General features: G+C 59.3%; 25 protein-coding genes and 1 pseudogene. 20 read left to right on the forward strand and 6 right to left on the reverse strand.

Annotated elements, in window-relative coordinates; translation table 11 throughout:
* Window positions 1-28 precede the first annotated feature (28 nt).
* From rpmA to C8K63_RS09200, 4 genes are all read left to right on the forward strand, one after another.
* Entirely contained in the window at window positions 29-286 is a 258-nt protein-coding gene (rpmA, locus tag C8K63_RS09185; protein ID WP_003281574.1) for a 50S ribosomal protein L27, read from the forward strand.
* Window positions 287-481: 195 nt separating this feature from the next.
* Window positions 482-1,705 carry an Obg family GTPase CgtA gene (cgtA, locus tag C8K63_RS09190; RefSeq protein WP_008052064.1) on the forward strand — a complete coding sequence of 408 codons (1,224 nt, stop codon included), beginning with the start codon at window positions 482-484 and terminating at the stop codon, window positions 1,703-1,705.
* A gap of 137 nt (window positions 1,706-1,842) precedes the next feature.
* Window positions 1,843-2,961 carry a glutamate 5-kinase gene (gene proB / locus C8K63_RS09195; protein WP_108216425.1) on the forward strand — a complete coding sequence of 373 codons (1,119 nt, stop codon included), beginning with the start codon at window positions 1,843-1,845 and terminating at the stop codon, window positions 2,959-2,961.
* A 12-nt stretch (window positions 2,962-2,973) separates the two neighbouring features.
* Window positions 2,974-3,438: a CreA family protein gene (locus tag C8K63_RS09200; protein WP_008022496.1), complete on the forward strand. Its 465-nt coding sequence runs from the start codon at window positions 2,974-2,976 to the stop codon at window positions 3,436-3,438.
* 186 nt (window positions 3,439-3,624) lie between these two features.
* Here C8K63_RS09200 and rpsT read toward each other — a convergent pair whose 3' ends face one another.
* On the reverse strand, window positions 3,625-3,903 hold the full coding sequence (gene rpsT, locus C8K63_RS09205; protein ID WP_007970922.1) for a 30S ribosomal protein S20: 279 nt from the start codon (window positions 3,901-3,903) through the stop codon (window positions 3,625-3,627).
* 252 nt (window positions 3,904-4,155) lie between these two features.
* On the opposite strand from rpsT, the gene murJ reads away from it, so the two are divergent.
* The 6 genes from murJ (at window position 4,156) to ispH (ending at window position 11,645) form a co-directional block, all read left to right on the forward strand.
* Window positions 4,156-5,694, forward strand: coding sequence for a murein biosynthesis integral membrane protein MurJ (gene murJ / locus C8K63_RS09210; RefSeq protein WP_108216426.1), 1,539 nt, complete (start codon window positions 4,156-4,158; stop codon window positions 5,692-5,694).
* A 130-nt stretch (window positions 5,695-5,824) separates the two neighbouring features.
* Complete coding sequence (ribF, locus tag C8K63_RS09215) at window positions 5,825-6,763, forward strand: bifunctional riboflavin kinase/FAD synthetase (protein ID WP_108216427.1); 939 nt, start codon at window positions 5,825-5,827, stop codon at window positions 6,761-6,763.
* Window positions 6,764-6,776: 13 nt separating this feature from the next.
* Window positions 6,777-9,608, forward strand: coding sequence for an isoleucine--tRNA ligase (gene ileS, locus C8K63_RS09220; protein ID WP_108216428.1), 2,832 nt, complete (start codon window positions 6,777-6,779; stop codon window positions 9,606-9,608).
* Window positions 9,601-10,113: a signal peptidase II gene (lspA, locus tag C8K63_RS09225; RefSeq protein ID WP_108216429.1), complete on the forward strand. Its 513-nt coding sequence runs from the start codon at window positions 9,601-9,603 to the stop codon at window positions 10,111-10,113. The genes ileS and lspA overlap by 8 nt, the downstream gene beginning before the upstream one ends.
* A 7-nt stretch (window positions 10,114-10,120) precedes the next feature.
* Complete coding sequence (gene fkpB, locus C8K63_RS09230; protein ID WP_177413227.1) at window positions 10,121-10,558, forward strand: FKBP-type peptidyl-prolyl cis-trans isomerase; 438 nt, start codon at window positions 10,121-10,123, stop codon at window positions 10,556-10,558.
* Window positions 10,559-10,697: 139 nt separating this feature from the next.
* Window positions 10,698-11,645, forward strand: coding sequence for a 4-hydroxy-3-methylbut-2-enyl diphosphate reductase (gene ispH / locus C8K63_RS09235; protein WP_108216494.1), 948 nt, complete (start codon window positions 10,698-10,700; stop codon window positions 11,643-11,645).
* Here ispH and C8K63_RS09240 read toward each other — a convergent pair.
* Window positions 11,614-12,153: a GspH/FimT family pseudopilin gene (locus tag C8K63_RS09240; protein ID WP_108216431.1), complete on the reverse strand. Its 540-nt coding sequence runs from the start codon at window positions 12,151-12,153 to the stop codon at window positions 11,614-11,616. The two genes, ispH and C8K63_RS09240, sit on opposite strands and share 32 nt — an antisense overlap.
* Before the next feature lie 130 nt (window positions 12,154-12,283).
* Between C8K63_RS09240 and C8K63_RS09245 the strand changes: the two genes are divergently transcribed.
* The 7 genes from C8K63_RS09245 to thiO are packed head-to-tail and all read left to right on the forward strand — an operon-like array spanning window position 12,284 to window position 16,353.
* Complete coding sequence (locus C8K63_RS09245) at window positions 12,284-12,757, forward strand: GspH/FimT family protein (protein WP_108216432.1); 474 nt, start codon at window positions 12,284-12,286, stop codon at window positions 12,755-12,757.
* Complete coding sequence (pilV, locus tag C8K63_RS09250) at window positions 12,754-13,203, forward strand: type IV pilus modification protein PilV (protein WP_108216433.1); 450 nt, start codon at window positions 12,754-12,756, stop codon at window positions 13,201-13,203. The genes C8K63_RS09245 and pilV overlap by 4 nt, the downstream gene beginning before the upstream one ends.
* On the forward strand, window positions 13,200-13,907 hold the full coding sequence (locus tag C8K63_RS09255; protein ID WP_108216434.1) for a PilW family protein: 708 nt from the start codon (window positions 13,200-13,202) through the stop codon (window positions 13,905-13,907). The genes pilV and C8K63_RS09255 overlap by 4 nt, the downstream gene beginning before the upstream one ends.
* Before the next feature lie 10 nt (window positions 13,908-13,917).
* On the forward strand, window positions 13,918-14,397 hold the full coding sequence (locus C8K63_RS09260; RefSeq protein ID WP_108216435.1) for a PilX N-terminal domain-containing pilus assembly protein: 480 nt from the start codon (window positions 13,918-13,920) through the stop codon (window positions 14,395-14,397).
* A complete protein-coding gene (locus C8K63_RS09265; RefSeq protein ID WP_108216436.1) occupies window positions 14,384-14,782 on the forward strand; it encodes a hypothetical protein in 399 nt (132 codons plus the stop codon). Before C8K63_RS09260 ends, C8K63_RS09265 begins: the two co-directional genes overlap by 14 nt.
* Window positions 14,783-14,796: 14 nt before the next feature.
* A complete protein-coding gene (locus C8K63_RS09270) occupies window positions 14,797-15,198 on the forward strand; it encodes a type IV pilin protein (RefSeq protein ID WP_108216437.1) in 402 nt (133 codons plus the stop codon).
* A gap of 54 nt (window positions 15,199-15,252) precedes the next feature.
* The gene (gene thiO / locus C8K63_RS09275) at window positions 15,253-16,353 is read left to right on the forward strand and encodes a glycine oxidase ThiO (protein WP_108216438.1); all 1,101 of its coding nucleotides are present in this window, start codon (window positions 15,253-15,255) and stop codon (window positions 16,351-16,353) included.
* A gap of 81 nt (window positions 16,354-16,434) precedes the next feature.
* Here thiO and C8K63_RS09280 read toward each other — a convergent pair whose 3' ends face one another.
* The 4 genes and pseudogenes from C8K63_RS09280 to C8K63_RS09295 form a co-directional block, all read right to left on the reverse strand.
* Window positions 16,435-17,772 carry a sigma-54 dependent transcriptional regulator gene (locus C8K63_RS09280; RefSeq protein WP_108216439.1) on the reverse strand — a complete coding sequence of 446 codons (1,338 nt, stop codon included), beginning with the start codon at window positions 17,770-17,772 and terminating at the stop codon, window positions 16,435-16,437.
* Window positions 17,769-18,047 (reverse strand): annotated as a pseudogene (locus tag C8K63_RS09285) (hypothetical protein); the annotation flags it as partial. The pseudogene C8K63_RS09285 and the gene C8K63_RS09280, both read right to left, overlap by 4 nt.
* Window positions 18,048-18,117: 70 nt before the next feature.
* Window positions 18,118-18,351, reverse strand: a complete 234-nt coding sequence (locus C8K63_RS09290) for a PP0621 family protein (RefSeq protein WP_108216441.1) — start codon at window positions 18,349-18,351, stop codon at window positions 18,118-18,120.
* A 200-nt stretch (window positions 18,352-18,551) separates the two neighbouring features.
* The gene (locus C8K63_RS09295; RefSeq protein WP_108216442.1) at window positions 18,552-19,574 is read right to left on the reverse strand and encodes an outer membrane protein assembly factor BamD; all 1,023 of its coding nucleotides are present in this window, start codon (window positions 19,572-19,574) and stop codon (window positions 18,552-18,554) included.
* Between the two features lie 151 nt (window positions 19,575-19,725).
* Between C8K63_RS09295 and rluD the strand changes: the two genes are divergently transcribed.
* From rluD to clpB, 3 genes are all read left to right on the forward strand, one after another.
* Window positions 19,726-20,688 carry a 23S rRNA pseudouridine(1911/1915/1917) synthase RluD gene (rluD, locus tag C8K63_RS09300; RefSeq protein WP_108216443.1) on the forward strand — a complete coding sequence of 321 codons (963 nt, stop codon included), beginning with the start codon at window positions 19,726-19,728 and terminating at the stop codon, window positions 20,686-20,688.
* Window positions 20,685-21,410, forward strand: a complete 726-nt coding sequence (pgeF, locus tag C8K63_RS09305; RefSeq protein WP_108216444.1) for a peptidoglycan editing factor PgeF — start codon at window positions 20,685-20,687, stop codon at window positions 21,408-21,410. Before rluD ends, pgeF begins: the two co-directional genes overlap by 4 nt.
* Before the next feature lie 130 nt (window positions 21,411-21,540).
* Window positions 21,541-24,105 (forward strand): ATP-dependent chaperone ClpB, encoded by a 2,565-nt coding sequence (gene clpB, locus C8K63_RS09310; protein ID WP_108216445.1) that lies wholly within the window; start codon window positions 21,541-21,543, stop codon window positions 24,103-24,105.
* Window positions 24,106-24,403 lie beyond the last annotated feature (298 nt).

Genomic DNA, 24,403 nt, shown 5'->3' on the forward strand with positions numbered 1-24,403 from the left:
CTAATTCCTCACTAGGAGAATTGAACTCATGGCACACAAAAAAGCTGGTGGTAGTACCCGTAACGGTCGCGACTCAGAAGCCAAACGCCTTGGCGTGAAGATGTATGGCGGCCAGGCTATCAAAGCAGGCAACATCATCGTGCGTCAGCGCGGCACCCAATTCCACGCTGGCTACGGCGTTGGCATGGGTAAAGATCACACCCTCTTCGCTAAAGTCGAAGGCGTGATCAAGTTCGAAGTAAAAGGCGCCTTCGGTCGTCGTTACGTGAGCGTAGTCGCGGCTTAATTGCGCGATCGCTGGAAAAGCCCTGTCTTGCGACGGGGCTTTTTCGTTTGTGGGGTGAGTCTCTTGCAAAGCTGTTTGTATGGGCTGTTGGCGTACGATGTAGGTGTCGTGGTTTAGGGTCGCTGCGCTCATTTTTGCAAGAGTCTTATGTCTTGATTGTTTTTCGGCTCGTCCGTATGGCGAGAGGCGTTTGTTATGAAGTTTGTTGATGAAGTATCGATTCGCGTAAAGGCTGGTGACGGCGGCAATGGCGCCATGAGTTTCCGTCGGGAAAAATTTATCGAGAACGGTGGCCCGAACGGCGGTGATGGCGGTGACGGCGGTTCCATCTATATGATGGCCGACGAAAACCTCAATACCCTGGTGGACTACCGTTACACCCGGCACTTCGATGCCGAGCGCGGCTCCAACGGCGGCAGCACCGACTGCACCGGCAAGAAGGGTGAAGACCTGATCCTGCGCGTTCCGGTCGGCACCACGGTGATCGACTCCGCGACTCAGGAAGTCATCGGCGACCTGACCAAGGCTGGTCAGAAATTGATGGTAGTGCAGGGCGGCTGGCACGGTCTGGGCAACACCCGTTTCAAATCCAGTACCAACCGTGCGCCGCGCCAGACCACTCCGGGCAAGCCGGGTGAGCAGCGCGACCTGAAGCTGGAAATGAAAGTACTGGCTGACGTCGGTCTGCTGGGTTTGCCGAATGCCGGTAAAAGTACCTTTATCCGTTCGGTATCGGCCGCCAAGCCGAAAGTTGCCGACTACCCGTTCACCACGCTGGTGCCGAACCTGGGCGTGGTCAGCGTCGATCGCTGGAAGAGCTTCGTCATTGCCGATATTCCGGGTTTGATCGAAGGCGCTTCCGAAGGTGCTGGTCTGGGCATTCGCTTCCTCAAGCACTTGGCGCGTACGCGTCTGCTGCTGCACCTCGTGGACATGGCGCCGCTGGATGACGCCAGTGCGCCGGATGCCGCTGAAGTGATCGTCAACGAGCTGATCAAGTTCAGCCCGTCCCTGGCGGAGCGTGATCGCTGGCTGGTCCTGAACAAGTGCGACCAGATCCTTGATGAAGAGCACGATGCTCGCGTCAAGGAAATCGTTGATCGCCTGGAGTGGACGGGGCCGGTCTACGTGATCTCGGCCATCTCCAAGCTCGGTACCGAGCGTCTGTGCCACGACATCATGCGTTACATGGAAGATCGTGCTGATCGCCTGGCCAATGACCCGGCTTACAAGGAAGAGCTGGCTGATCTCGATCAGCGCATCGAAGACGAAGCTCGCGCGCAACTGCAGGCGCTGGATGACAAGCGTGCCCTGCGTCGCAGTGGCGTGAAGTCGGTCCACGACATCGGCGACGATGATTGGGACGAAGAAGATGTGGATGATGAAGACGGTCCGGAAATCATTTACGTGCGTGACTGATTCGTTGCGATAAACTTAAGCGCCGCTCAATCGAGCGGCGTTTTGGTATCTGGAAATCGATTGTTGGTCACGAATAACCACGAATAACGTCACGGGCAGTGCCAGGTCGCGCTGTCCTCAAGCTAAGGTTGAAGATGATGCGGAGCAAGGTGACAGGTGCGCAGCGTTGGGTCGTGAAGATCGGCAGCGCTTTGCTGACGGCGGACGGTAAAGGCCTGGATCGCGCGGCAATGGGTGTCTGGGTTGAACAGATGGTGGCCTTGCATGAGGCGGGCGTCGAGCTGGTACTGGTGTCCTCCGGGGCAGTGGCGGCCGGTATGAGCCGTCTGGGCTGGACCTCGCGACCCAGTGCGATGCACGAGCTTCAGGCCGCTGCTGCAATCGGTCAGATGGGGCTGGTGCAGGCCTGGGAGTCGAGCTTTGCCAAGCATGGCCGGCATACCGCGCAGATTCTCCTGACCCATGACGACCTGTCCGATCGCAAGCGTTACCTGAATGCCCGGAGTACCTTGCGTGCGCTGGTCGAGCTGAAAGTCATTCCGGTGATCAACGAGAACGACACCGTGGTCACCGATGAAATCCGTTTTGGCGACAACGACACCCTGGCAGCGCTGGTGGCGAACCTGGTCGAGGCGGATTTGCTGGTAATCCTGACGGATCGCGACGGTATGTTCGACGCTGATCCGCGCAACAATCCGGATGCCCAGCTGATTTACGAGGCGCGCGCCGATGATCCGGCGCTCGATGCGGTGGCGGGCGGTACGGGCGGGGCGCTGGGGCGTGGCGGCATGCAGACCAAGCTGCGCGCTGCGCGTCTCGCGGCGCGTTCTGGTGCGCATACGATCATCGTGGGTGGGCGCATCGAGCGTGTGCTGGATCGCCTCAAGGCGGGCGAGCGCATCGGCACCTTGCTGTCGCCGGAGCGCGGCATGCTGGCTGCGCGCAAGCAGTGGCTGGCCGGTCATCTGCAAACCCGTGGCACCCTGGTGCTGGATGCGGGTGCGGTGATCGCGTTGTCCCAGGGCAACAAGAGCTTGCTGCCGGTCGGGGTCAAATTGGTGCAGGGTAGCTTCCGTCGCGGCGAGATGGTCGTCTGCGTGGCGCCGGACGGTCGTGAAATTGCCCGTGGCCTGGCCAACTACAGTGCGCTGGAAGCGCAAAAAATCATTGGTCAGTCGTCTGAGGCGATTGTCGGTCTGTTGGGTTACATGGCGGAGCCGGAACTGGTTCACCGCGATAACCTGATTCTGGTCTGAAGGAATACCTGAATGCGCGTGGCAAAAGGATTGTTGGGGTTGTTGTTGGCCATGCCCCTGCTGGCTTCGGCCGAAGAGATCGGTCAGGTGTCGACGGTGTTCAAGTTTGTCGGGCCGAATGACCGGATCGTGGTCGAGGCCTTTGATGACCCCAAGGTCGATGGTGTGACCTGCTACCTGTCGCGGGCCAAGACTGGCGGCGTGAAGGGTGGTCTGGGGTTGGCCGAGGATCGTGCCGAAGCGTCTATCGCTTGCCGGCAGGTTGGGCCAATCAGCTTCAAGGGCGAGCTCAAGGATGGTGACGAGGTGTTCAAGGAGCGCACGTCCCTGGTGTTCAAGACCATGCAGGTGGTGCGCTTCCTCGACAAGAAGCGCAATACGCTGGTGTATCTGGTGTACAGCGATCGCTTGATCGAGGGCAGTCCGCAGAATGCGGTGACGGCGATTCCGATTTTGCCGTGGGCACACGCCCAATAATCTGACGCAATTCAACAATGTGGGAGCGAGCCTGCTCGCGAACGCGGTGTGTCATTCAGCATCAATGTTGACTGGCATTGCCTCTTCGCGAGCGGGCTCGCTCCCACATTTTTATTACGTTGGATTCGCCAAATCGCAGGCAATAAAAAACCGACCCTGAGGTCGGTTTTTTAATGAACGAGTCGCTTAGGCGGCAGCGGCAACGTTCAGGGCCTTGACGTGGCCATTCAGGCGGCTCTTATGACGAGCGGCCTTGTTCTTGTGGATGATGCCTTTATCGGCCATACGGTCGATAACTGGCACAGCCAGAACGTAAGCGGCTTGAGCTTTGGCAGCGTCTTTTGCGTCGATGGCCTTAACTACATTCTTGATGTAGGTACGAACCATGGAACGCAGGCTGGCGTTGTGGCTGCGACGCTTCTCAGCCTGTTTTGCACGTTTTTTGGCGGAAGGTGAGTTGGCCACCGTCGAGCTCCTCGAAAGACTTTTTAGGAAATAGCAAACAAAATAGGCCGCGAATCATGCCGATGAGTTGAGTTCTTGTCAAGGGCGGTTGAGACGTTCCGCTAAGTGGTAGGTGAAGCAAGCTTGGAGATTTCTTTCCAGCGTGCGACCTGTAAACTCGCGAGCTTTGGCTCTGTGCTGTTGCGGCGCGGAGTATCGCATAAGTAGGCGCGTAGTTCGCCTGCTGTTTATCGACAGGCACAAACTCTTTCCATGAATCTGCTCAAATCGTTGGCCGCCGTCAGCTCTATCACAATGCTTTCCCGTGTTCTGGGGTTTGTTCGTGACACCCTCATAGCGCGCGCATTTGGCGCGGGAATGGCGACCGACGCCTTCTTTATCGCCTTCAAACTGCCCAATCTGCTGCGGCGGATCTTTGCCGAAGGGGCGTTTTCCCAGGCGTTCGTGCCGATTCTTGCCGAATACAAAAGCCAGAAGGGCGAGGAAGCGACCCGAACCTTCATTGCCTACGTCTCGGGCCTGTTGACGCTGGTGCTGGCGCTGGTCACCGTGCTGGGCATGATTGCCGCGCCGTGGGTCATCTGGGTGACCGCGCCGGGCTTCACCAGCACGCCGGAAAAATTCGAACTGACCTCCAGTCTGCTGCGGGTGACCTTTCCCTACATCCTGCTGATTTCCCTGTCGTCGTTAGCAGGCGCGATCCTCAATACCTGGAACCGCTTTTCGGTGCCGGCCTTCGTGCCGACCCTGCTTAACGTCAGCATGATCATCTTTTCGGTGTTTTTGACGCCGTACTTCGATCCGCCCGTAATGGCGCTCGGCTGGGCGGTACTGGTCGGCGGCCTGGCGCAGTTGCTTTATCAGCTGCCGCACCTGAAAAAGATCGGCATGCTGGTGCTGCCCCGCCTGAACCTGCGCGACACTGGCGTCTGGCGTGTCATGAAGCAGATGTTGCCGGCCATTCTCGGGGTGTCGGTGAGTCAGATTTCGCTGATCATCAACACTATTTTTGCCTCGTTCCTGGTCGCCGGTTCAGTGTCCTGGATGTATTACGCCGACCGTTTGATGGAGCTGCCGTCCGGCGTGTTGGGCGTCGCGCTGGGAACGATTCTGCTGCCGACCCTGGCCAAGACCTACGCCAACAAGGATCGTCACGAGTATTCGCGCATCCTCGACTGGGGTCTGCGCCTGTGCTTCGTATTGGTACTGCCTTGCTCGCTGGCATTGGGGATTCTGGCGGAGCCGTTGACGGTTTCCTTGTTCCAGTACGGCCAGTTCAATGCGTTTGATGCATCGATGACCCAGCGTGCCCTGATCGCTTATTCGGTCGGCTTGCTCGGGATTATCGTGATCAAAGTGCTGGCCCCCGGCTTTTATGCGCAACAAAACATCCGCACACCGGTAAAAATTGCGATTTTTACCCTGGTGGTCACCCAGTTGTTCAACTTGATGCTGATCGGGCCGCTGGCTCACGCAGGCCTGGCCTTGGCGATCAGTGCCGGCGCCTGCCTCAATGCCGGCTTGCTGTTCTATCAACTGCGCAAACAGCAGATGTACCAACCGCAGCCGGGCTGGGCGAAGTTCGCGTTCAAACTGCTGGTCGCGGTGGCGGTGATGTCCGCGGTACTGTTGAGTGTGATGCACTTCATGCCAGCCTGGGATCAAGGGCATATGCTCGAGCGCTTCTTGCGTCTGGGGGTGTTGGTGGCGGCGGGTGTGGTGGCTTATTTCGGCATGTTAGTGTTGATGGGTTTCCGTTTGCGCGACTTCAATCGCAAGACGCTGGAATAGAGGTTCTGGCTTCGATAAACACGGGCGGGCCGACAGTTTTGTCGGCTCGATCACTTTGGGTTACGGTGTTGCCTGTCGTCGGCCGCCGGGTGTGGTTATAATCGACCACTTTATGAGCAAGAAGCGCGTTATGCAGCTGGTTCGAGGCCTCCACAATCTGCGCCCCCAGCATCGGGGCTGTGTCGCCACTATTGGCAACTTTGACGGTGTTCACCGTGGTCACCAGGCTATCCTGGCGCGGCTGCGTGAACGTGCGCTCGAGTTGGGCGTGCCCAGCTGCGTGGTGATTTTCGAGCCGCAGCCGCGAGAATTTTTTGCCCCGGACACGGCCCCGGCCCGTCTGGCCCGGCTGCGCGACAAACTGCAGCTGCTGGCCGACGAAGGTGTCGACCGCGTCCTGTGCCTGGCCTTCAACCAGCGGCTGAGCAAGCTCAGCGCCAGCGAATTCGTTGATACCATCCTGGTGGACGGCCTTGGCGTACAGCACCTTGAAGTTGGTGACGACTTCCGGTTCGGCTGCGACCGCGTAGGGGATTTCGATTTCCTGCAACAAGCCGGCATCGTTCAGGGCTTTTCCGTCGAGGCGGCGCAAACCGTTGAGCTGGACGGTATTCGCGTCAGCAGCACTCAGGTCCGCAACGCCCTGGCCGCAGCTGATTTTGCCTTGGCCGAGCGACTGCTAGGTCGGCCGTTCCAGATTACCGGGCGGGTGCTGCACGGCCAGAAGCTGGCGCGCCAGTTGGGTACGCCCACGGCCAACATACAACTCAAGCGCCGTCGCGTTCCGCTTACCGGGGTTTATCTGGTCAACGTCGACATCGACGGCAAGACCTGGCCAGGCGTCGCCAATATCGGCGTGCGGCCAACGGTACAAGGTGATGGCAAGGCCCACCTCGAAATACATCTTTTAGATTTTGCCGGCGATCTGTATGACCGGCGTTTAACGGTGGTTTTCCACCACAAGCTGCGTGAAGAGCAGCGTTTCGCCTCTCTGGAGGCGTTGAAAACGGCGATCAACGCGGATGTCGCCGCCGCCCGTGCACTAGCCGCACCTAGCGCCCATCGCTAATGAAGAGCCTTAAATGACCGACTATAAAGCCACGCTAAACCTTCCGGACACCGCCTTCCCAATGAAGGCCGGCCTGCCTCAGCGCGAACCGCAGATTCTGCAGCGCTGGGACAGCATTGGCCTGTACGGAAAGTTGCGCGAGATTGGCAAGGATCGTCCGAAGTTCGTATTGCACGACGGCCCTCCGTACGCCAACGGCTCGATTCACATCGGTCATGCGCTGAACAAGATTCTCAAGGACATGATCATCCGCTCGAAGACCCTGTCGGGCTTCGACGCGCCTTATGTTCCGGGCTGGGACTGCCACGGCCTGCCGATCGAGCACAAGGTCGAAGTGACCCACGGCAAGAACCTGGGCGCGGACAAGACCCGCGAACTGTGCCGGGCCTATGCCACCGAGCAGATCGAAGGGCAGAAGTCCGAGTTCATCCGTCTGGGTGTGCTGGGCGACTTTGCCAACCCGTACAAGACCATGGACTTCAAGAACGAGGCCGGCGAAATCCGTGCCCTGGCGGAAATCGTCAAGGGCGGTTTCGTGTTCAAGGGCCTCAAGCCTGTGAATTGGTGCTTCGACTGCGGTTCGGCCCTGGCCGAAGCGGAAGTCGAGTACGAGAACAAGAAGTCCTCGACCATCGACGTGGCCTTCCCGATTGCCGATGAAGCCCAACTGGCTGCCGCCTTCGGTCTGCCAACCCTGGCCAAGCCTGCCTCGATCGTGATCTGGACCACCACCCCGTGGACCATCCCGGCCAACCAGGCGCTGAACGTTCACCCGGAATTCAACTACGCCCTGGTCGACGTCGGCGACAAGCTGCTGGTACTGGCCGAGGAGCTGGTCGAGTCGTGCCTGGCGCGCTACTCGCTGGAAGGATCGGTCATTGCGACCACCACCGGTAAAGCGCTGGAGCTGATCAACTTCCGTCACCCGTTCTACGACCGTCTGTCGCCGGTTTACCTGGCCGACTACGTTGAACTGGGCGCCGGCACCGGTGTGGTTCACTCCGCTCCGGCCTACGGCGTGGACGACTTCGTGACCTGCAAGAAGTACGGCATGGTCAACGATGACATCCTCAATCCGGTTCAAAGCAACGGCGTGTACGCGACCTCGCTGGAATTCTTCGGCGGCCAGTTCATCTGGAAGGCCAACCCGGCCATCGTCGACAAGCTGACTGAAGTCGGTGCGCTGCTGCACACCACCATCATCGAACACAGCTACATGCACTGCTGGCGCCACAAGACCCCGCTGATCTACCGCGCCACCGCGCAGTGGTTCATCGGCATGGACAAGCAGCCGACCACCGGCGACACCCTGCGCCAGCGCTCTCTCAAGGCCATTGAAGAGACCCGGTTCGTTCCGGCCTGGGGTCAGGCGCGCCTGCACTCGATGATCGCCAACCGTCCGGACTGGTGCATTTCCCGCCAGCGCAACTGGGGCGTGCCGATCCCGTTCTTCCTGAACAAGGAAAGCGGCGAGCTGCACCCGCGTACCGTCGAGTTGATGGAAGAGGTCGCCAAACGCGTTGAAGTCGAAGGCATCGAGGCCTGGTTCAAACTGGACGCCGCCGAGCTGCTGGGCGCTGAAGCGCCGCAGTACGACAAGATCAGCGACACCCTGGACGTCTGGTTCGACTCGGGCACCACGCACTGGCACGTCCTGCGCGGTTCGCACCCGATGGGTCACGAAACCGGCCCGCGTGCAGACCTGTACCTGGAAGGCTCGGACCAGCACCGTGGCTGGTTCCACTCGTCGCTGCTGACCGGTTGCGCCATCGACAACCACGCACCGTATCGCGAACTGCTGACTCACGGCTTCACGGTCGACGAGTCCGGCCGCAAAATGTCCAAGTCCCTGGGCAACGTGATCGCGCCACAGAAAGTCAACGACACCCTGGGCGCCGACATCATGCGTCTGTGGGTTGCATCGACCGACTATTCGGGCGAAATGGCGGTTTCCGAGCAGATCCTGCAACGCAGTGCGGATGCCTACCGGCGTATCCGTAACACCGCGCGTTTCCTGCTCTCGAACCTGACCGGCTTCAACCCGGCCACCGACATCCTGCCTGCAGAAGAAATGCTGGCTCTGGACCGTTGGGCCGTGGACCGTACCCTGCTGCTGCAACGCGAGTTGCAAGAGCATTACGGCGAATACCGCTTCTGGAACGTGTACTCGAAGATCCACAACTTCTGCGTGCAGGAACTGGGCGGCTTCTACCTCGACATCATCAAGGACCGTCAGTACACCACTGGCGCCGACAGCAAGGCCCGTCGTTCGTGCCAGACTGCGCTGTTCCATATCTCCGAAGCGTTGGTACGCTGGATCGCGCCGATCCTGGCGTTCACCGCCGACGAACTGTGGCAGTACCTGCCGGGCGAGCGCAACGAGTCCGTCATGCTCAACACCTGGTACGAAGGCCTGAGCGAACTGCCGGAAGGCATCGAGCTGGACCGCGCGTATTGGGACCGGATCATGGCGGTCAAGGTCGCGGTCAACAAGGAAATGGAAATCCAGCGTGCAGCCAAGGCTGTCGGTGGCAACCTGCAGGCCGAAGTGACGCTGTACGCCGAAGACGCGCTAACCGCCGACCTGGCCAGGCTGAGCAACGAACTGCGCTTCGTACTGATCACGTCGACCGCCAGTGTTGCACCATTGGTGCAGGCACCGGCCGACGCTGTGGTCACCGAAGTCAGCGGCCTGAAGCTGAAGATCGTCAAGTCCAGCCACGCCAAGTGCGCCCGTTGCTGGCACTGCCGTGAAGACGTTGGTGTGAACCCGGAGCATCCGGAAATCTGCGGCCGTTGCGTGGATAACATCAGCGGTGCTGGCGAGGTCCGTCACTATGCCTAATGCCGTTGGCCGTTTCGGACGGCTGAGCTGGCTCTGGTTGAGTTTGCTGGTTCTGGTCATCGACCAGACCAGCAAGTTCTACTTCGAAGGCAAGCTTGCGATGTACCAGCAAATCGTGGTGATCCCCGATTACTTCAGCTGGACCCTGGCCTATAACACCGGTGCGGCGTTCAGCTTTCTGGCTGACAGCTCCGGCTGGCAGCGCTGGCTGTTCGCGTTGATCGCTGTGGTGGTCAGTGCGGTGCTGGTGGTGTGGCTCAAGCGTCTGGGGCGCAACGAGACCTGGCTGGCGATTGCGCTGGCACTGGTGCTTGGCGGCGCGCTGGGCAATCTATATGACCGCATTGCCCTGGGCCATGTGATCGATTTCATTCTGGTGCATTGGCAGAACCGCTGGTATTTCCCGGCGTTCAACTTTGCCGACAGTGCAATCACGGTTGGTGCTGTCATGCTGGCACTGGACATGTTCAAAAGTAAAAAGACCGGAGAAACCGTTCATGACTGAACAGGTATTGGCTGAGCAACGCATCGGCCAGAACACGGAAGTCACCTTGCATTTCGCATTGCGCCTGGAGAACGGCGACACCGTGGACAGCACGTTCGACAAAGCCCCGGCGACCTTCAAGGTTGGTGACGGCAACCTGTTGCCAGGTTTCGAAGCGGCCCTGTTCGGTTTCAAGGCCGGTGACAAGCGTACGCTGAGCATCGAGCCGGAAAACGCCTTCGGTCAGCCCAACCCGCAAAACGTGCAGATCATCCCGCGCTCACAGTTCCAGGACATGGAACTGTCGCCTGGCTTGCTGGTGATCTTCAACGATGCGGCCAATACTGAATTGCCGGGCGTGGTGAAAGAGTTCGATGACACGCAAGTGACCATCGACTTCAACCACCCGCTGGCGGGCAAAACGTTGACCTTTGACGTGGAAATCATTTCCGTCAAAGCGCTCTAACTGACGAATTCGGCCTTTTGTAGGAGCGAGCTTGCTCGCGATGGGCGTCAACGATTACGCGATCATTCTGAATGAACGCGGTGTCTTTGATTTCTTCGCGAGCAAGCTCGCTCCTACAGGGCAAGACACGAGGCACAGCATGCAAATCAAACTCGCCAACCCCCGTGGCTTCTGCGCCGGTGTGGACCGGGCGATCGAAATCGTCAACCGCGCCCTGGAAGTCTTCGGGCCGCCGATCTATGTGCGCCACGAAGTGGTTCACAACAAATTTGTCGTCGAAGACCTGCGCTCCCGTGGTGCGATCTTCGTCGAAGAGCTGGACCAGGTGCCGGACGACGTCATCGTGATCTTCAGTGCCCACGGCGTTTCCCAGGCCGTGCGCAGCGAAGCGGCTGGCCGCGGGCTGAAAGTGTTCGACGCAACGTGCCCGCTGGTGACCAAAGTCCACATCGAAGTGGCGCGTTACAGCCGCGACGGCCGTGAATGCATTCTCATCGGCCACGCCGGTCACCCGGAAGTCGAAGGCACCATGGGCCAGTACGATGCCGGCAGTGGTGGCGCGATCTATCTGGTCGAAGACGAGAAAGACGTTGCGGCGTTGCAGGTGAACAACCCTGAAAAGCTCGCCTTCGTGACTCAGACCACCTTGTCGATGGACGACACCAGCCGTGTTATCGATGCGCTGCGTTCGCGCTTCCCGGCCATCGGTGGACCGCGCAAGGACGACATTTGCTACGCCACGCAAAACCGTCAGGATGCGGTCAAGCAACTGGCCGAAGAGTGCGATGTGGTGCTGGTAGTCGGTAGCCCGAACAGCTCCAACTCCAATCGCTTGCGCGAATTGGCTGAACGCATGTCCACTCCGGCCTATCTGATCGACGGTGCCGAAGACCTGCAAAAAAGCTGGTTCGACGGCGTCGAGCGTATTGGCATCACCGCTGGCGCATCTGCCCCGGAAGTCCTGGTGCGCGGCGTGATCCAGCAGTTGCAGGCCTGGGGGGCTACCGGTGCCGATGAACTGGCCGGTCGCGAGGAGAACATCACGTTCTCGATGCCTAAAGAACTGCGCGTTCGCTCGTTGCTCTGAGTTTTTTCCTTTCTTTGCATGACGGCTGCTCAGCCTTGTCGCTGCGCAGGCTGACGCGACCGGTCCGAGCCAACACCACTTGATGTTGGCTCACCGGTTCGCGAATTGCGCAAATGTGTAACGTTCCACCAATCAGTGGTTCGCCCTGACCCCTGAATCGTATAGATCTTTCGACCGGGCCGTTCCCCACGATCGACACGCGTGCGCCGCTCCGGCGTTCGGCCAGCAGTGGGTTGTTACTGTCCATATCCCCCTTGCCGCTGATATCCAGAATGATCCGCCAGCCCTGGCTCCAGTCGCCATTGATGCCGTGAATCACCACGGCCTGGTTGCGGACGATGGCTTCAGTCCGGGCGGTGCGAATACCGCTGAAAAGAGCCTGTGCCGCTTGCTCTCTTTGGTTCGACTCGATGAGTGCTCCGTATGTCGGACTGACCAAATGCAGAACAATTCCTGTAATTGCCAGTCCCATGAGCAGTTCGATCAGGCTGAAGCCTTGTTGCCGCATGACAATTCCCTCCGTGGCGTGCTGTGGCTCGCGCAATCCCTGCGCGAGAAATGGCAACGCAAACGCACCGCATCGCTCGAATGTTGTGCCGCGCAAGGGCAGGTATAGCTGAAGGAAACAGAAGGCCTCGATGGATCATCCTACAAAAGGTTTCACGCTGATCGAGATGCTGGTTGCGATCGCGATCCTTCTGATTCTGCTGACTCTGGCTGTTCCGGCGTTTACCCGTTCGACGCAAACAACCAGGGCCGATACCGAAATCGCTGACCTGCAACGAGCCCTGAATTTTGCCCGGCTCGAAGCCATCGATCACGGCAATACCATACGGGTGCGCCCGACGACCGGTGGTGATGTCTGGAGTGGGGAACTGGCGGTTTACGACGGTACGGGCGCTTTGGCCAATGTATTGCGGGTTGTTCCGGCGATGAGCAGCAGCGCAACTCTGGCGCTAACCTCTGGCGTCACTGCCATCGATTTCAACAGTATGGGCGGATTGTCATCACCGTCCTCAGAGGTGGTGATCAGCTATGGTCGGGGCGCACAAAGCAGGACGCTGACGGTGTGTTTGAACGGACGAATTCTATTGGGTGGAAATTGCGGATGAAAGCAGGGAGCAAGCGTACGCAGGAGGGCATGACGCTGATCGAAGTCCTGGTGGCGTTAGTCATTCTGGGAGTGGGATTGCTGGGGGCAGCGGCGTTTCAGCTCAATGCGTTGAAGTACACGGACAGCGCGCGCATGACCAGTCAGGCCAGTTTTATCGCCTACGACATGATGGACCGCATTCGCGCCAACGCTGCTGCGGACTACACCATCGCGCCGCCGGCTTCGGGCAATCCGGACGTTACCCGGGATCAGGACCTGTTTGACTTCAACGCCAATATTGTCAGTTCGCTCGGTGCTACCGCGACGGGCAGCGTCACCGTCAATCAGCAGGTGTACACCATCACGATTACCTGGGACGACTCACGGGCTGCGAAGGCCGACGACTCGCGGCGCAGCTTCATCCTGAGCAGTCGCACGGCCATTGATCCGGTGGTGACCCCGTGAGTCGCTGCAGCAAGGGGTTTGGCCTGGTCGAGCTGCTGATCGCCATGGCTTTGAGCCTGGTTGTGGTGCTGGGCGTGGTACAGGTTTTTATCGCAGCCAAGAACACCTATCTCAGCCAGAATGCGGCCGCGAGCATGCAGGAGGACGCACGTTTCGTGTTGAGCAAAATGATTCAGGAAGTCCGCATGGTCGGGATGTTCGGTTGCCTGGAAACGATCACCGATTCAAGTGAGAAAAGGGATTTCCATGCCAGTCAGTTAGCACCGATCCGTTGGGACAACGGCGGCCGCAAGTTGACGCTGGTTACAGCGGATGTCGGCGGCAATGGCGGCAAGCCGGACTGGACCGTGCTTTCCGATTGTCGAAACAATTCGACGGCCTACAGTGAAGGTCGGACGCCAGTGGCAGGGCAGCTGGCATTTCCGATCCGGCGGCTGATTTACAGCTTCAGCAACAACCAACTGTTGATGAAAGGCGGGGCTGCAGCAGATCAAGTATTGGTGGATAACGTCAGCGCTTTCGACGTGAGCTTCGGCCTGGCCAGTACGGCCACTGATCTGGCTGCTTCGCGCTACAGCAGCAACCCCACGGATCCCGCGCTGATTCGTAGCGTTCGCCTGACCCTGACCCTATTCGATCCGCACAACCGGGTGAGCGATCAAACCTTCAACGTGGTTGCCGCTCTACGCAACCGCTTGCCATGAGGGAGTGCCGATGAATCGTTCTCCCCTGACTTATCGCTCCCAACGCGGGATGGCACTGTTGGTCAGTCTGGTGTTCCTGCTCTTGCTGACGCTAATTGGTCTTTCATCGATGCAGAGCGCCACCCTGCAGGAAAAAATGGCCGGTAGCGTCGTCTTGCGCAATCAATCGTTCCAGAGTGCCGAGGCCGCATTGCGGGTGGGCGAGAGTGCCGTGTGGCGAAACAGTTATGCGTTACCTGTTTGTAGCGGCATCGTTCAATGCGCACCACCGTCCGAGTCTTCGGCTATTACCGCTGCCGGTTTCAACGCCTCTTCAGGCGTGACCTGGGTTGCATCGGGCAAGGGCTTTTATGGCGTGCAAAATATCGGTGTCAGCAAAAATGCGGTGAATGTGCCCATCAATACCCCGGCGACCTTGTATCGGGTAACGGCGGTCGGCATCGCGGGGCATTCGCGCAGTGTGGTGGAGAGCATCTATGCGAAGTACTGAGCGACCTGTCAGGTTATGGTCACAACTGATCGGTGTCGTAGTCGCGCTTGACCTGTCGATGTCGGCTCACGCTGCCACGTCAGCGGATTCGCCAGCGCTGAACCGGCCAACCTGTCTGGCGAATGGCAACTGGTACGGTTTTTACCACAGCAATCAGGGGTTGAAAGCCGTCTGCCTGAAGCTGCCCGAGGCGATCGGCGTTAAGATGCTCGACAGCAACGGCGATGGAGTGGTCGACAACATCGACACGCTATCCGATGGCGTGATCTTTGTTGGAGAGCATTCGACCCAGGACGGGGCCGTGAACGATTCCACTGGCGACGATACACCGGGGATGGAAAAATCCGGCGGCGGCCGTCGCATCATGTGGCGACAAATACAGTAAGTGAGAGTTGAGGCATGCGTAGTTCCAACCGCGGTTTTACCCTGATCGAAATCATGATCGTGATTGCGATCATCGGGATTGTCATGACCATTGCCGCCCCGAGTTTCACCGAATACCTGAACAAAGGCCGTCGCGCAGAAGTGGCCGGTCTGCTCTCGGAGCAGGCGCAGCTCCTGGAGCGCTTCTACTCGCAGAAAAACACCTACACCGATGCGCCGGGCCTCAGTGTCGGCAATGATTACTACAGCATCACTCCGACCCTGGCCGACCAGACCTTTCTGCTGACGGCAGTGCGCAAGGCTGACTCGAGCATGGCCACTGACAAGTGTGGTGATCTGACCATCACCAATACCGGAGTCCTCGGCATGGTCAACGCAAAAACCGGCCTGACCAGCAAAGACTGCTGGGGGCGCTGAGTTTTTTTCGGGTGCCTTTTGCACTCTCTGTCTATTTAACGATTGGATCAGAACATGACCAGGCAACAGCAAGTGGTGATTGTCGGCGGTGGAGTGATTGGTTTGCTGACGGCCTACAATCTCGCGTCCGAAGTGCAAAGCGTTGTGCTGCTGGATCGCTCGAACGTAGGCCAGGAATCGTCCTGGGCGGGTGGTGGCATCGTTTCGCCGCTTTACCCGTGGCGCTACAGCCCGGCGGTCACCGCGTTGGCTCACTGGTCCCAGGACTTCTATCCACAACTGGGCGAGCGCTTGTTTGCCGCCACCGGCGTTGATCCTGAAGTGCACACCACCGGTCTGTACTGGCTGGATCTGGATGACGAGGCTGAAGCGCTGGCATGGGCCGCCCGGGAAAATCGTCCATTGAGTGCGGTGGATATTTCGGCAGCCCACGACGCCGTGCCGGTGCTGGGCAACGGTTTTTCCCGGGCGATCTACATGGCCGACGTCGCCAACGTGCGTAATCCGCGATTGGTGAAGTCACTCAAGGCCGCGTTGCTGGCGCTGTCGAACGTGACGATTCATGAGCAGTGCGAAGTCAGCGGGTTTGTTCGTGACGGTAATAAAGTGGTCGGCGTGCAGACTTCCACAGGTACTGTCGCGGGCGATCAAGTCGTCCTGACGGCGGGGGCCTGGAGCGGTGATTTGCTCAAGCTTCTTGATCTGACGCTGCCGGTCGAGCCGGTGAAAGGGCAGATGATTCTCTACAAGTGTGCGGCGGATTTCCTGCTGAGCATGGTCCTGGCCAAGGGCCGTTATGCGATTCCCCGGCGCGACGGGCACATACTGATCGGCAGTACGCTGGAGCATGAAGGCTTTGACAAGACGCCGACCGGGTCGGCACTGGAAAGCCTGAAGGCGTCCGCGGTGGAATTGATCCCGGCACTGGCCGAGGCCGAAGTAGTGGGGCATTGGGCCGGATTGCGCCCGGGGTCACCCGAGGGCATTCCTTATATCGGCCCGGTACCGGGGTTTGACGGGCTCTGGCTCAACTGCGGGCATTACCGTAACGGGCTGGTGTTGGCGCCAGCGTCATGCCAGTTGTTTGCCGATGTGATGCTGGGCCGGGCGCCGATCATCGATCCGGCGCCTTATGCGCCTGCCGGAAGACTTTGACAAGATCGCAGCCTGCGGCAGCTCCTACAGAATGTACGCTCCCAGGTAGGAGCTGCCGCAGGCTGCGATCTTTTTAAAGCATCAATCCAGTCCAAACTTCTTGAGCCGGTAACGCATCGACCTGAATGACAGGTTCAACCGCTGAGCCGCCGCCGTGCGGTTCCAGCGGGTTTCCTCCAGGGCCTGGAGCAGCAGTTGGCGTTCGACGTTTTCCAGGTAGGTTTCCAGGTTGTCGATCCGGGTCAGGTCCGGCACGCCGCCTTCAGCTCCACAGTTGCCTTCAGCCAGGCGCAGGTCGCCGGCTTCGATCTGTTTGTTCTCACACAGTGTGTGTGCCCGTTCGAGCATGTTCTCCAGTTCCCGCACATTGCCCGGGAAGCGATAGCTTTTCAGTGCATCGAGGGCCTGGGGGTGGAGTCTCGCTGCAGGTTGGCCGGTATCGGCGGCCAGGCGCTTGAGTATGTGGCTGGCCAGTATTTCGATGTCATCGCGACGCTCGCGCAAGGGTGGCACCCGGAGTTCGATCACGTTCAAGCGGTAGTAAAGATCATGGCGAAAGCGTCCGGCGGCGACTTCGGCGCCAAGGTCCTTGTGTGTGGCGCAGAGAATGCGCACATCCACCGCCACTTCCTGCTGCCCGCCGACACTGCGTACGGCTTTCTCCTGAATCGCGCGCAGCAGTTTGACTTGCATGGCCAACGGCAGGTCAGCCACTTCGTCGAGGAGCAGGGTGCCGCCGTGAGCTGTCTGGAACAGACCGGGTTTGTCTTCGATGGCGCCGCTGAAACTGCCTTTGCGATGGCCAAAAAACTCACTCTCCAACAGTTCCGAGGGAATTGCCGCGCAGTTGATCGCAATGAACGGCTGATTGGTGCGAGGGCTTTGATCATGGATCAGGCGCGCGACCAACTCCTTGCCGCTGCCGGATTCTCCGCTGATGTATACCGTCGCATGGCTGCTGGCCAGTTTGATGATCTGTTTGCGCAGGTTGCGCATGGGCAATGAGTCGCCCAGCAAGCGACGATCGATGCCGATCCTGCGGGCAGGAACCAGCAGGGCGCTGGCGACCAGTTCACGCAGGCGCGCAAGGTCCACCGGTTTGGTCAGGAAGTCGAATGCCCCGGCCTTGAGCACGTTGATCGCGGTTTCGAGGCTGGCATAGGCGGTGATCATCGCCACCTGGACCTGAGGGTGGCATTGCTGGATGTGCTGCACCAACTCCAGGCCAGTACCATCCGGCAACTGCATGTCGGTCAGGCATAGATCGAAGGTTTCGCGTTGTAGCAGGGATTGCGCTTCGCCAACGTTGCGGGCGTTGAACGTCTCCAGTCTCATCCTTCCCAGGGTGATTTCCAGGAGTTCGCGAATGTCCGGCTCGTCATCGACGATCAAGACTTTTTGTCGTGGTCTCGTGTTCAACGTGGGCTCCGTCCGTGAGCATAGGTGATACAAAAGCAGCCGCTTTCCTGGCGTGCCTTGAAGTCTAGGCGGGACAGAATGCTTTCGTCCGGCTGGCCGGACAGATAAAGCCCCAGGCCCTTGATATAGGGGGCTGGGGCTTCATTATCGAGTATTTCCAGTGATTTCAGGTCGAGCCATGGCGGCGACATTTGCTCGCGGCACAACAAGTGGAGGACGTTTTCGATTACCCGGTTCATTCGCAGAGAGTGATCTTGAATAATCTGCGTCAGACGTCAATCGACGCCTTTCAGTTCCTTGAGTGCGTGCGATAGTCCTCAATCGGCCGTCATTTCGGGTGGCGTATCAGCGGCCTCTGGAACCCTTGTCTTGCTCGAGATGAGCCTGGCTGCAATACCATTGTTGGTCGTGGCTCAGCGCGCGGTCACGGGGCAGGTGAACGCCGCAATGGGCACAGCGGACCATGGGCGCCGCTTCCCGTTCGGCAGGGGGCCTGGGGGTGGATGCCTGCCCCTTGAACTTGCGCCAGAACCATACTGCAGCGGCAATCAGGGCAATCCAGAACAATAAACGAAGCATGGTGTGCTGCTTTTTGACTAGTGATTAGCTAGTTTAGCCAAGGACATGGCCAGCGCACAGCCTAATAGCTTATGTAGGAGCGAGCTTGCTCGCGATGGTCTCAAGGACGACGCGTTTATTCAGACAAAGCGCGTTAACGTTGACGTCCATCGCGAGCAAGCTCGCTCCTACAAGTCTCCCTTTTTGCACAACCCGAGGTGTCAGTCGAACACGCCGAAGGTCATGTGGCTGAACCACGAACGGTCGCTGTCGTTGCCTTGCGCTTCGTGATTTTCTTCTTCGACCGCTTCGCCATTGTCGTCTTTAGGCTTGAGCTCGGCCGGGATTGCGTCTTTGGCGTCCTGGAATTGCCTCTGGACGTCCTGGTTGGCGCGGGTTTCACCCGGTGGCAGCGGCGGACGCGACTCGATCAGGCCCAGGGTCGCCTTGCTCAGCCACGAACGGTTGTCGGCTTCGGCTACGGTCGGCACGAACTGACCGTCGACCAGGGTCGGGTGGTTCGGGTAGTTGAGCTTCAGGGCTTCCAGGCTGGTGGCAGCCAGTTCGTCCAGGTGCATGCGCTGGTAGGCCTCGGTCATCACCGCCAGGCCGTCGCCGACCGAAGGGGTTTCCTGGAAGTTTTCCACCACGTAACGACCGCGGTTCGCGGCGGCGACATAAGCCTGGCGGGTCAGGTAGTAGTCGGCCACGTGAATTTCGTAGGCCGCCAGCAGGTTGCGCAGATAAATCATGCGCTGCTTGGCGTCTGGTGCGTAGCGGCTGTTCGGGAAGCGGCTGGTCAGCTGGGCGAATTCGTTATAGGAGTCGCGGGCGGCGCCCGGGTCACGCTTGGTCATATCCAGCGGCAGGAAGCGCGCCAGCAGGCCGACGTCCTGGTCGAAAGAAGTCAGGCCCTTGAGGTAGTAGGCGTAATCGACGTTCGGATGCTGTGGGTGCAGACGAATGAAGCGTTCCGCAGCGGACTTGGCCGCTTCTGGCTCGGTGTTCTTGTAGTTGGCGTAGATGAGTTCGAGTTGCGCCTGATCGGCATAGCGACCGAACGGATAACGCGATTCCAGAGCCTTGAGCTTGGCGATGGCACTGGTGTAGCTACTGTTGTCCAGGTCGTTTTGAGCCTGTTGGTACAGCTCGACTTCACTGAGGTTTTCGTCTACGACTTCCTTCGATGAGCAAGCAGCGGTCAATGCGAGGATGGCGATCAGCAGCAGGTGTTTCACTTGCATGGCGGCTTGCGTCCCTATGACGGCCGCTGTCTTGGGCGTGGCCGTCCTGTTATGATGAACGCCCCGTTGAATAGCCTCGGGGCAAAAGACGCCGTATTTAACCACAAGCGCGCAGCCGAAACCAAAGGCTGTGCCGACGCCTAGTCTGAGCATGTCCGATAAAATTGAACTTCGCGCAGAGGTGCCGTCCGAATTGGGCGGCCAACGCCTCGATCAAGTCGCCGCACAATTATTCGCTGAGCACTCGCGCTCGCGCCTTTCCGCCTGGATCAAAGACGGCCGCCTGACTGTGGATGGGGCGGTTATCCGCCCGCGAGACATCGTCCATGGCGGCGCCATCCTTGAGTTGACTGCCGAGCAGGAAGCTCAGGGCGAATGGGTCGCTCAAGACATTGCCCTGGACATCGTCTACGAAGACGACGACATCCTGGTGATCAACAAGCCTGCGGGCCTGGTGGTGCACCCGGCTGCCGGTCATGCCGATGGCACCCTGCTCAACGCCTTGCTGCACCACGTGCCGGACATCATCAATGTGCCCCGCGCCGGTATCGTGCATCGCCTGGACAAGGACACCACCGGTCTGATGGTGGTGGCCAAGACCATTCAAGCGCAGACGCAGTTGGTGACACAGTTGCAGAGCCGCAGCGTCAGCCGGATCTACGAGTGCATCGTGATCGGTGTGGTGACAGCCGGAGGCAAGATCAATGCGCCGATCGGTCGTCACGGCCAGCAGCGCCAGCGCATGGCCGTGATGGAAGGTGGCAAGCAGGCCGTCAGCCATTACCGCGTGCTCGAGCGTTTCCGCTCCCACACCCACGTGCGGGTGAAGCTGGAAACCGGTCGTACGCACCAGATTCGCGTACACATGGCGCACATCAACTACCCGTTGGTCGGAGATCCCGCCTACGGTGGTCGTTTCCGTATTCCGCCGGCCGCCAACCCAACCATGGTCGAATCCCTGAAAAACTTCCCGCGTCAGGCGCTGCATGCGCGTTTCCTGGAACTGGATCATCCGACCACTGGTAAGCGCATGAGCTGGGAATCGCCGTTGCCGGAAGATTTCGTCTGGCTGCTGACCCTGCTCAAGCAAGACCGCGAGGCGTTCGTCGGATGAGTGACTGGCTGATTCCTGACTGGCCCGCGCCGGCCGGGGTCAAGGCCTGTGTGACCACTCGTGCGGGCGGCGTCAGTGTGGCGCCGTTCGACAGCCTCAACCTCGGCGATCACGTCGGAGACAGCCCTGAAGCTGTTGCCGAGAATCGCCGTCGTCTTACCGATCATTTCTCCATTCAACCGGCCTGGCTGCAGCAGGTCCACGGCATTGTCGTGGCCCATGCCGATCCAGGCCGGGTGGTCACCGCCGATGCCAGTTGGACGTCGACACCCGGTATCGCCTGTGCGGCGATGACGGCCGATTGCCTGCCAGCGTTGTTTTGTGACCGTGCCGGTACTCGTGTCGCGGCGGCCCATGCCGGTTGGCGCGGGCTGGCTGCTGGTGTACTGGAGGCCACGCTCGACAGTCTGGCGGTACCGCCTGCCGAAGTATTGGTCTGGCTCGGCCCGGCGATCGGCCCGCAAGCCTTTGAAGTCGGCCCGGAAGTGCGTGAAACCTTCGTGCAGCAGTTGCCGCAAGCGTCAGAAGCCTTCGTGCCAAGCCAAAACCCCGGCAAGTTCATGGCCGACATCTATATGCTGGCCCGCTTGCGTCTGGCAGCTCGTGGTGTAACGGCTGTCTATGGTGGTGGTTTCTGCACCGTAAACGACCCTCGCTTCTTTTCTTATCGCCGTGCGTCCCGCACCGGTCGATTCGCCTCGCTGATCTGGCTCGCCCGCTAAGCTTCCCTGACCTGCATCAACGTCCCGACGCTTGAATCTCCCAGAATCGACCACATCTATTGTGATATCTGGCAGGTTTCTTCATTCAGGATGTTTTATAGGTCCGGCCTGCTCAAAAGGAAGGTGACCCATGCGTATAGACCGTTTAACCAGCAAATTGCAGTTAGCGTTGTCCGATGCCCAATCCCTGGCTGTCGGTCACGATCATCCGGCCATTGAACCGGCGCACTTGATGCAAGCCTTGCTCGAGCAGCAGGGCGGCTCGATCAAGCCCCTGCTGATGCAGGTGGGCTTCGACGTCAACAGCCTGCGTAAAGAGTTGACCAAAGAGCTCGACCAGCTACCGAAAATCCAGAACCCGACCGGTGACGTGAACATGTCGCAGGATCTGGCGCGCCTGCTCAATCAGGCCGATCGTCTGGCCCAGCAGAAGGGCGACCAGTTCATCTCCAGCGAACTGGTGCTGCTCGCCGCCATGGACGAGAACAGCAAGCTCGGAAAACTGTTGCTCGGTCAGGGCGTGAGCAAGAAAGCCCTGGAGAACGCAATCAACAACCTGCGCGGTGGCGAGGCCGTCAACGACCCGAACCACGAAGAGGCGCGCCAGGCCCTGGATAAATACACCGTCGACCTGACCAAGCGCGCCGAAGACGGCAAGCTCGATCCGGTGATCGGCCGTGACGATGAAATTCGCCGCACAATCCAGGTGCTGCAACGTCGGACCAAGAACAACCCGGTGCTGATCGGTGAGCCTGGCGTGGGTAAAACCGCCATCGCCGAAGGCCTGGCCCAGCGCATCATCAATGGCGAAGTGCCGGATGGCCTCAAGGGCAAGCGCCTGTTGTCCCTGGACATGGGGGCGCTGATTGCCGGTGCCAAGTATCGCGGTGAGTTCGAAGAGCGCCTGAAATCCCTGCTCAATGAACTGTCGAAGCAGGAAGGGCAGATCATCCTGTTCATCGACGAACTGCACACCATGGTCGGCGCCGGTAAGGGCGAAGGCTCGATGGATGCGGGCAACATGCTCAAGCCGGCCCTGGCCCGCGGTGAGCTGCACTGCGTAGGCGCCACCACGCTCAACGAGTACCGCCAATACATTGAGAAGGACGCCGCCCTCGAGCGACGTTTCCAGAAAGTGCTGGTGGACGAGCCGAGCGAAGAAGACACCATCGCCATCCTGCGTGGCCTCAAGGAGCGGTATGAGGTTCACCACAAGGTGGCGATCACTGACGGCGCGATCATTGCCGCAGCCAAGCTCAGCCATCGCTACATCACTGACCGGCAGTTGCCGGACAAGGCCATCGACCTGATCGACGAGGCCGCCAGCCGCATCCGCATGGAAATCGACTCCAAGCCGGAAGTGCTGGACCGTCTGGAGCGCCGCCTGATTCAGCTGAAGGTGGAATCCCAGGCGCTGAAGAAAGAAAGCGACGACGCGGCGAAGAAACGTCTGGAAAAATTGCAGGAAGAAATCGCTCGTCATGAGCGTGAGTACTCGGATCTCGAGGAAATCTGGAACTCGGAAAAAGCCGAGGTTCAGGGTTCGGCGCAGATCCAGCAGAAGATCGAACAGTCCCGTCAGGAACTGGAAGCCGCTCGCCGTAAAGGCGACCTGAACCGCATGGCGGAATTGCAGTACGGGGTGATCCCGGACCTGGAACGCAGCCTGCAAATGGTCGACCAGCATGGCAAACCCGAAAACCAGTTGTTGCGCAGCAAGGTGACTGAAGAAGAGATCGCCGAAGTCGTTTCGAAGTGGACCGGTATCCCGGTGTCGAAGATGCTCGAAGGCGAGCGCGAAAAACTGATGAAGATGGAAAGCCTGTTGCACCAGCGTGTGATCGGCCAGGACGAAGCGGTTGTGGCGGTTTCCAACGCGGTGCGGCGTTCCCGCGCCGGGTTGTCCGACCCGAATCGCCCGAGCGGCTCGTTCATGTTCCTCGGCCCGACCGGTGTCGGTAAAACCGAGCTGTGCAAGGCGCTGGCCGAGTTCCTCTTTGATACTGAAGAGGCGATGGTGCGGATCGACATGTCCGAGTTCATGGAGAAACATTCCGTGGCTCGCTTGATCGGTGCGCCACCAGGATATGTCGGTTATGAAGAGGGCGGTTACCTGACCGAGGCGGTGCGTCGCAAGCCTTACTCGGTGATCCTGATGGACGAAGTCGAGAAGGCGCACCCGGATGTGTTCAACATCTTGCTGCAAGTGCTCGAGGATGGTCGTTTGACCGACAGCCATGGCCGTACGGTGGACTTCAAGAACACCGTGATTGTCATGACCTCCAACCTGGGGTCGGTGCAGATCCAGGAACTGGTCGGTGATCGTGAGGCGCAGCGTGCAGCGGTGATGGATGCGATTTCCAGCCACTTCCGGCCGGAGTTCATCAACCGGGTCGACGAAGTGGTGATTTTCGAGCCGTTGGCGCGAGATCAGATCGCTGGCATTACCGAGATCCAGTTGGGTCGTCTGCGCAGCCGCCTGACCGAGCGGGAACTGAAGCTTGAGCTCAGCCCTGAAGCCATGGACAAGCTGATCGCGGTCGGTTACGACCCGGTGTATGGGGCACGGCCGCTCAAGCGCGCTATCCAGCGCTGGATCGAGAACCCGCTGGCGCAGCTGATCCTGTCCGGTCGATTCATGCCGGGCGATACCGCTCACGGTGTGGTGGAAAACGACGAAATCGTTTTCGTCTGACCCGCTACCACACCTGTAGGAGCGAGCTCGCTCGCGAAGGTCGTTAACGATAACGCGGGTTGGCTGGCTCAACGCGGCGCTCGTGAATTCTTCGCGAGCAAGCTCGCTCCTACAACTGGCCTAGCATTGTGAGGCCTTTTTTTCGTTAGGCTGTTGAACTCAAAGGAAAAGGCTTGTAAAGTGCGCCCCGCAGTCAGTCACCCGCCAGGGTTTCCGCTCCCCAGGCAGGAATCCAAAATAAGTTGCAAATCATTAACTTGAAAGCAATTTAGGGGGTTGACAGAGGTGCTGAAGATTG

This window comes from Pseudomonas sp. GV085 (assembly GCF_003050925.1).
GTDB lineage: Bacteria > Pseudomonadota > Gammaproteobacteria > Pseudomonadales > Pseudomonadaceae > Aquipseudomonas.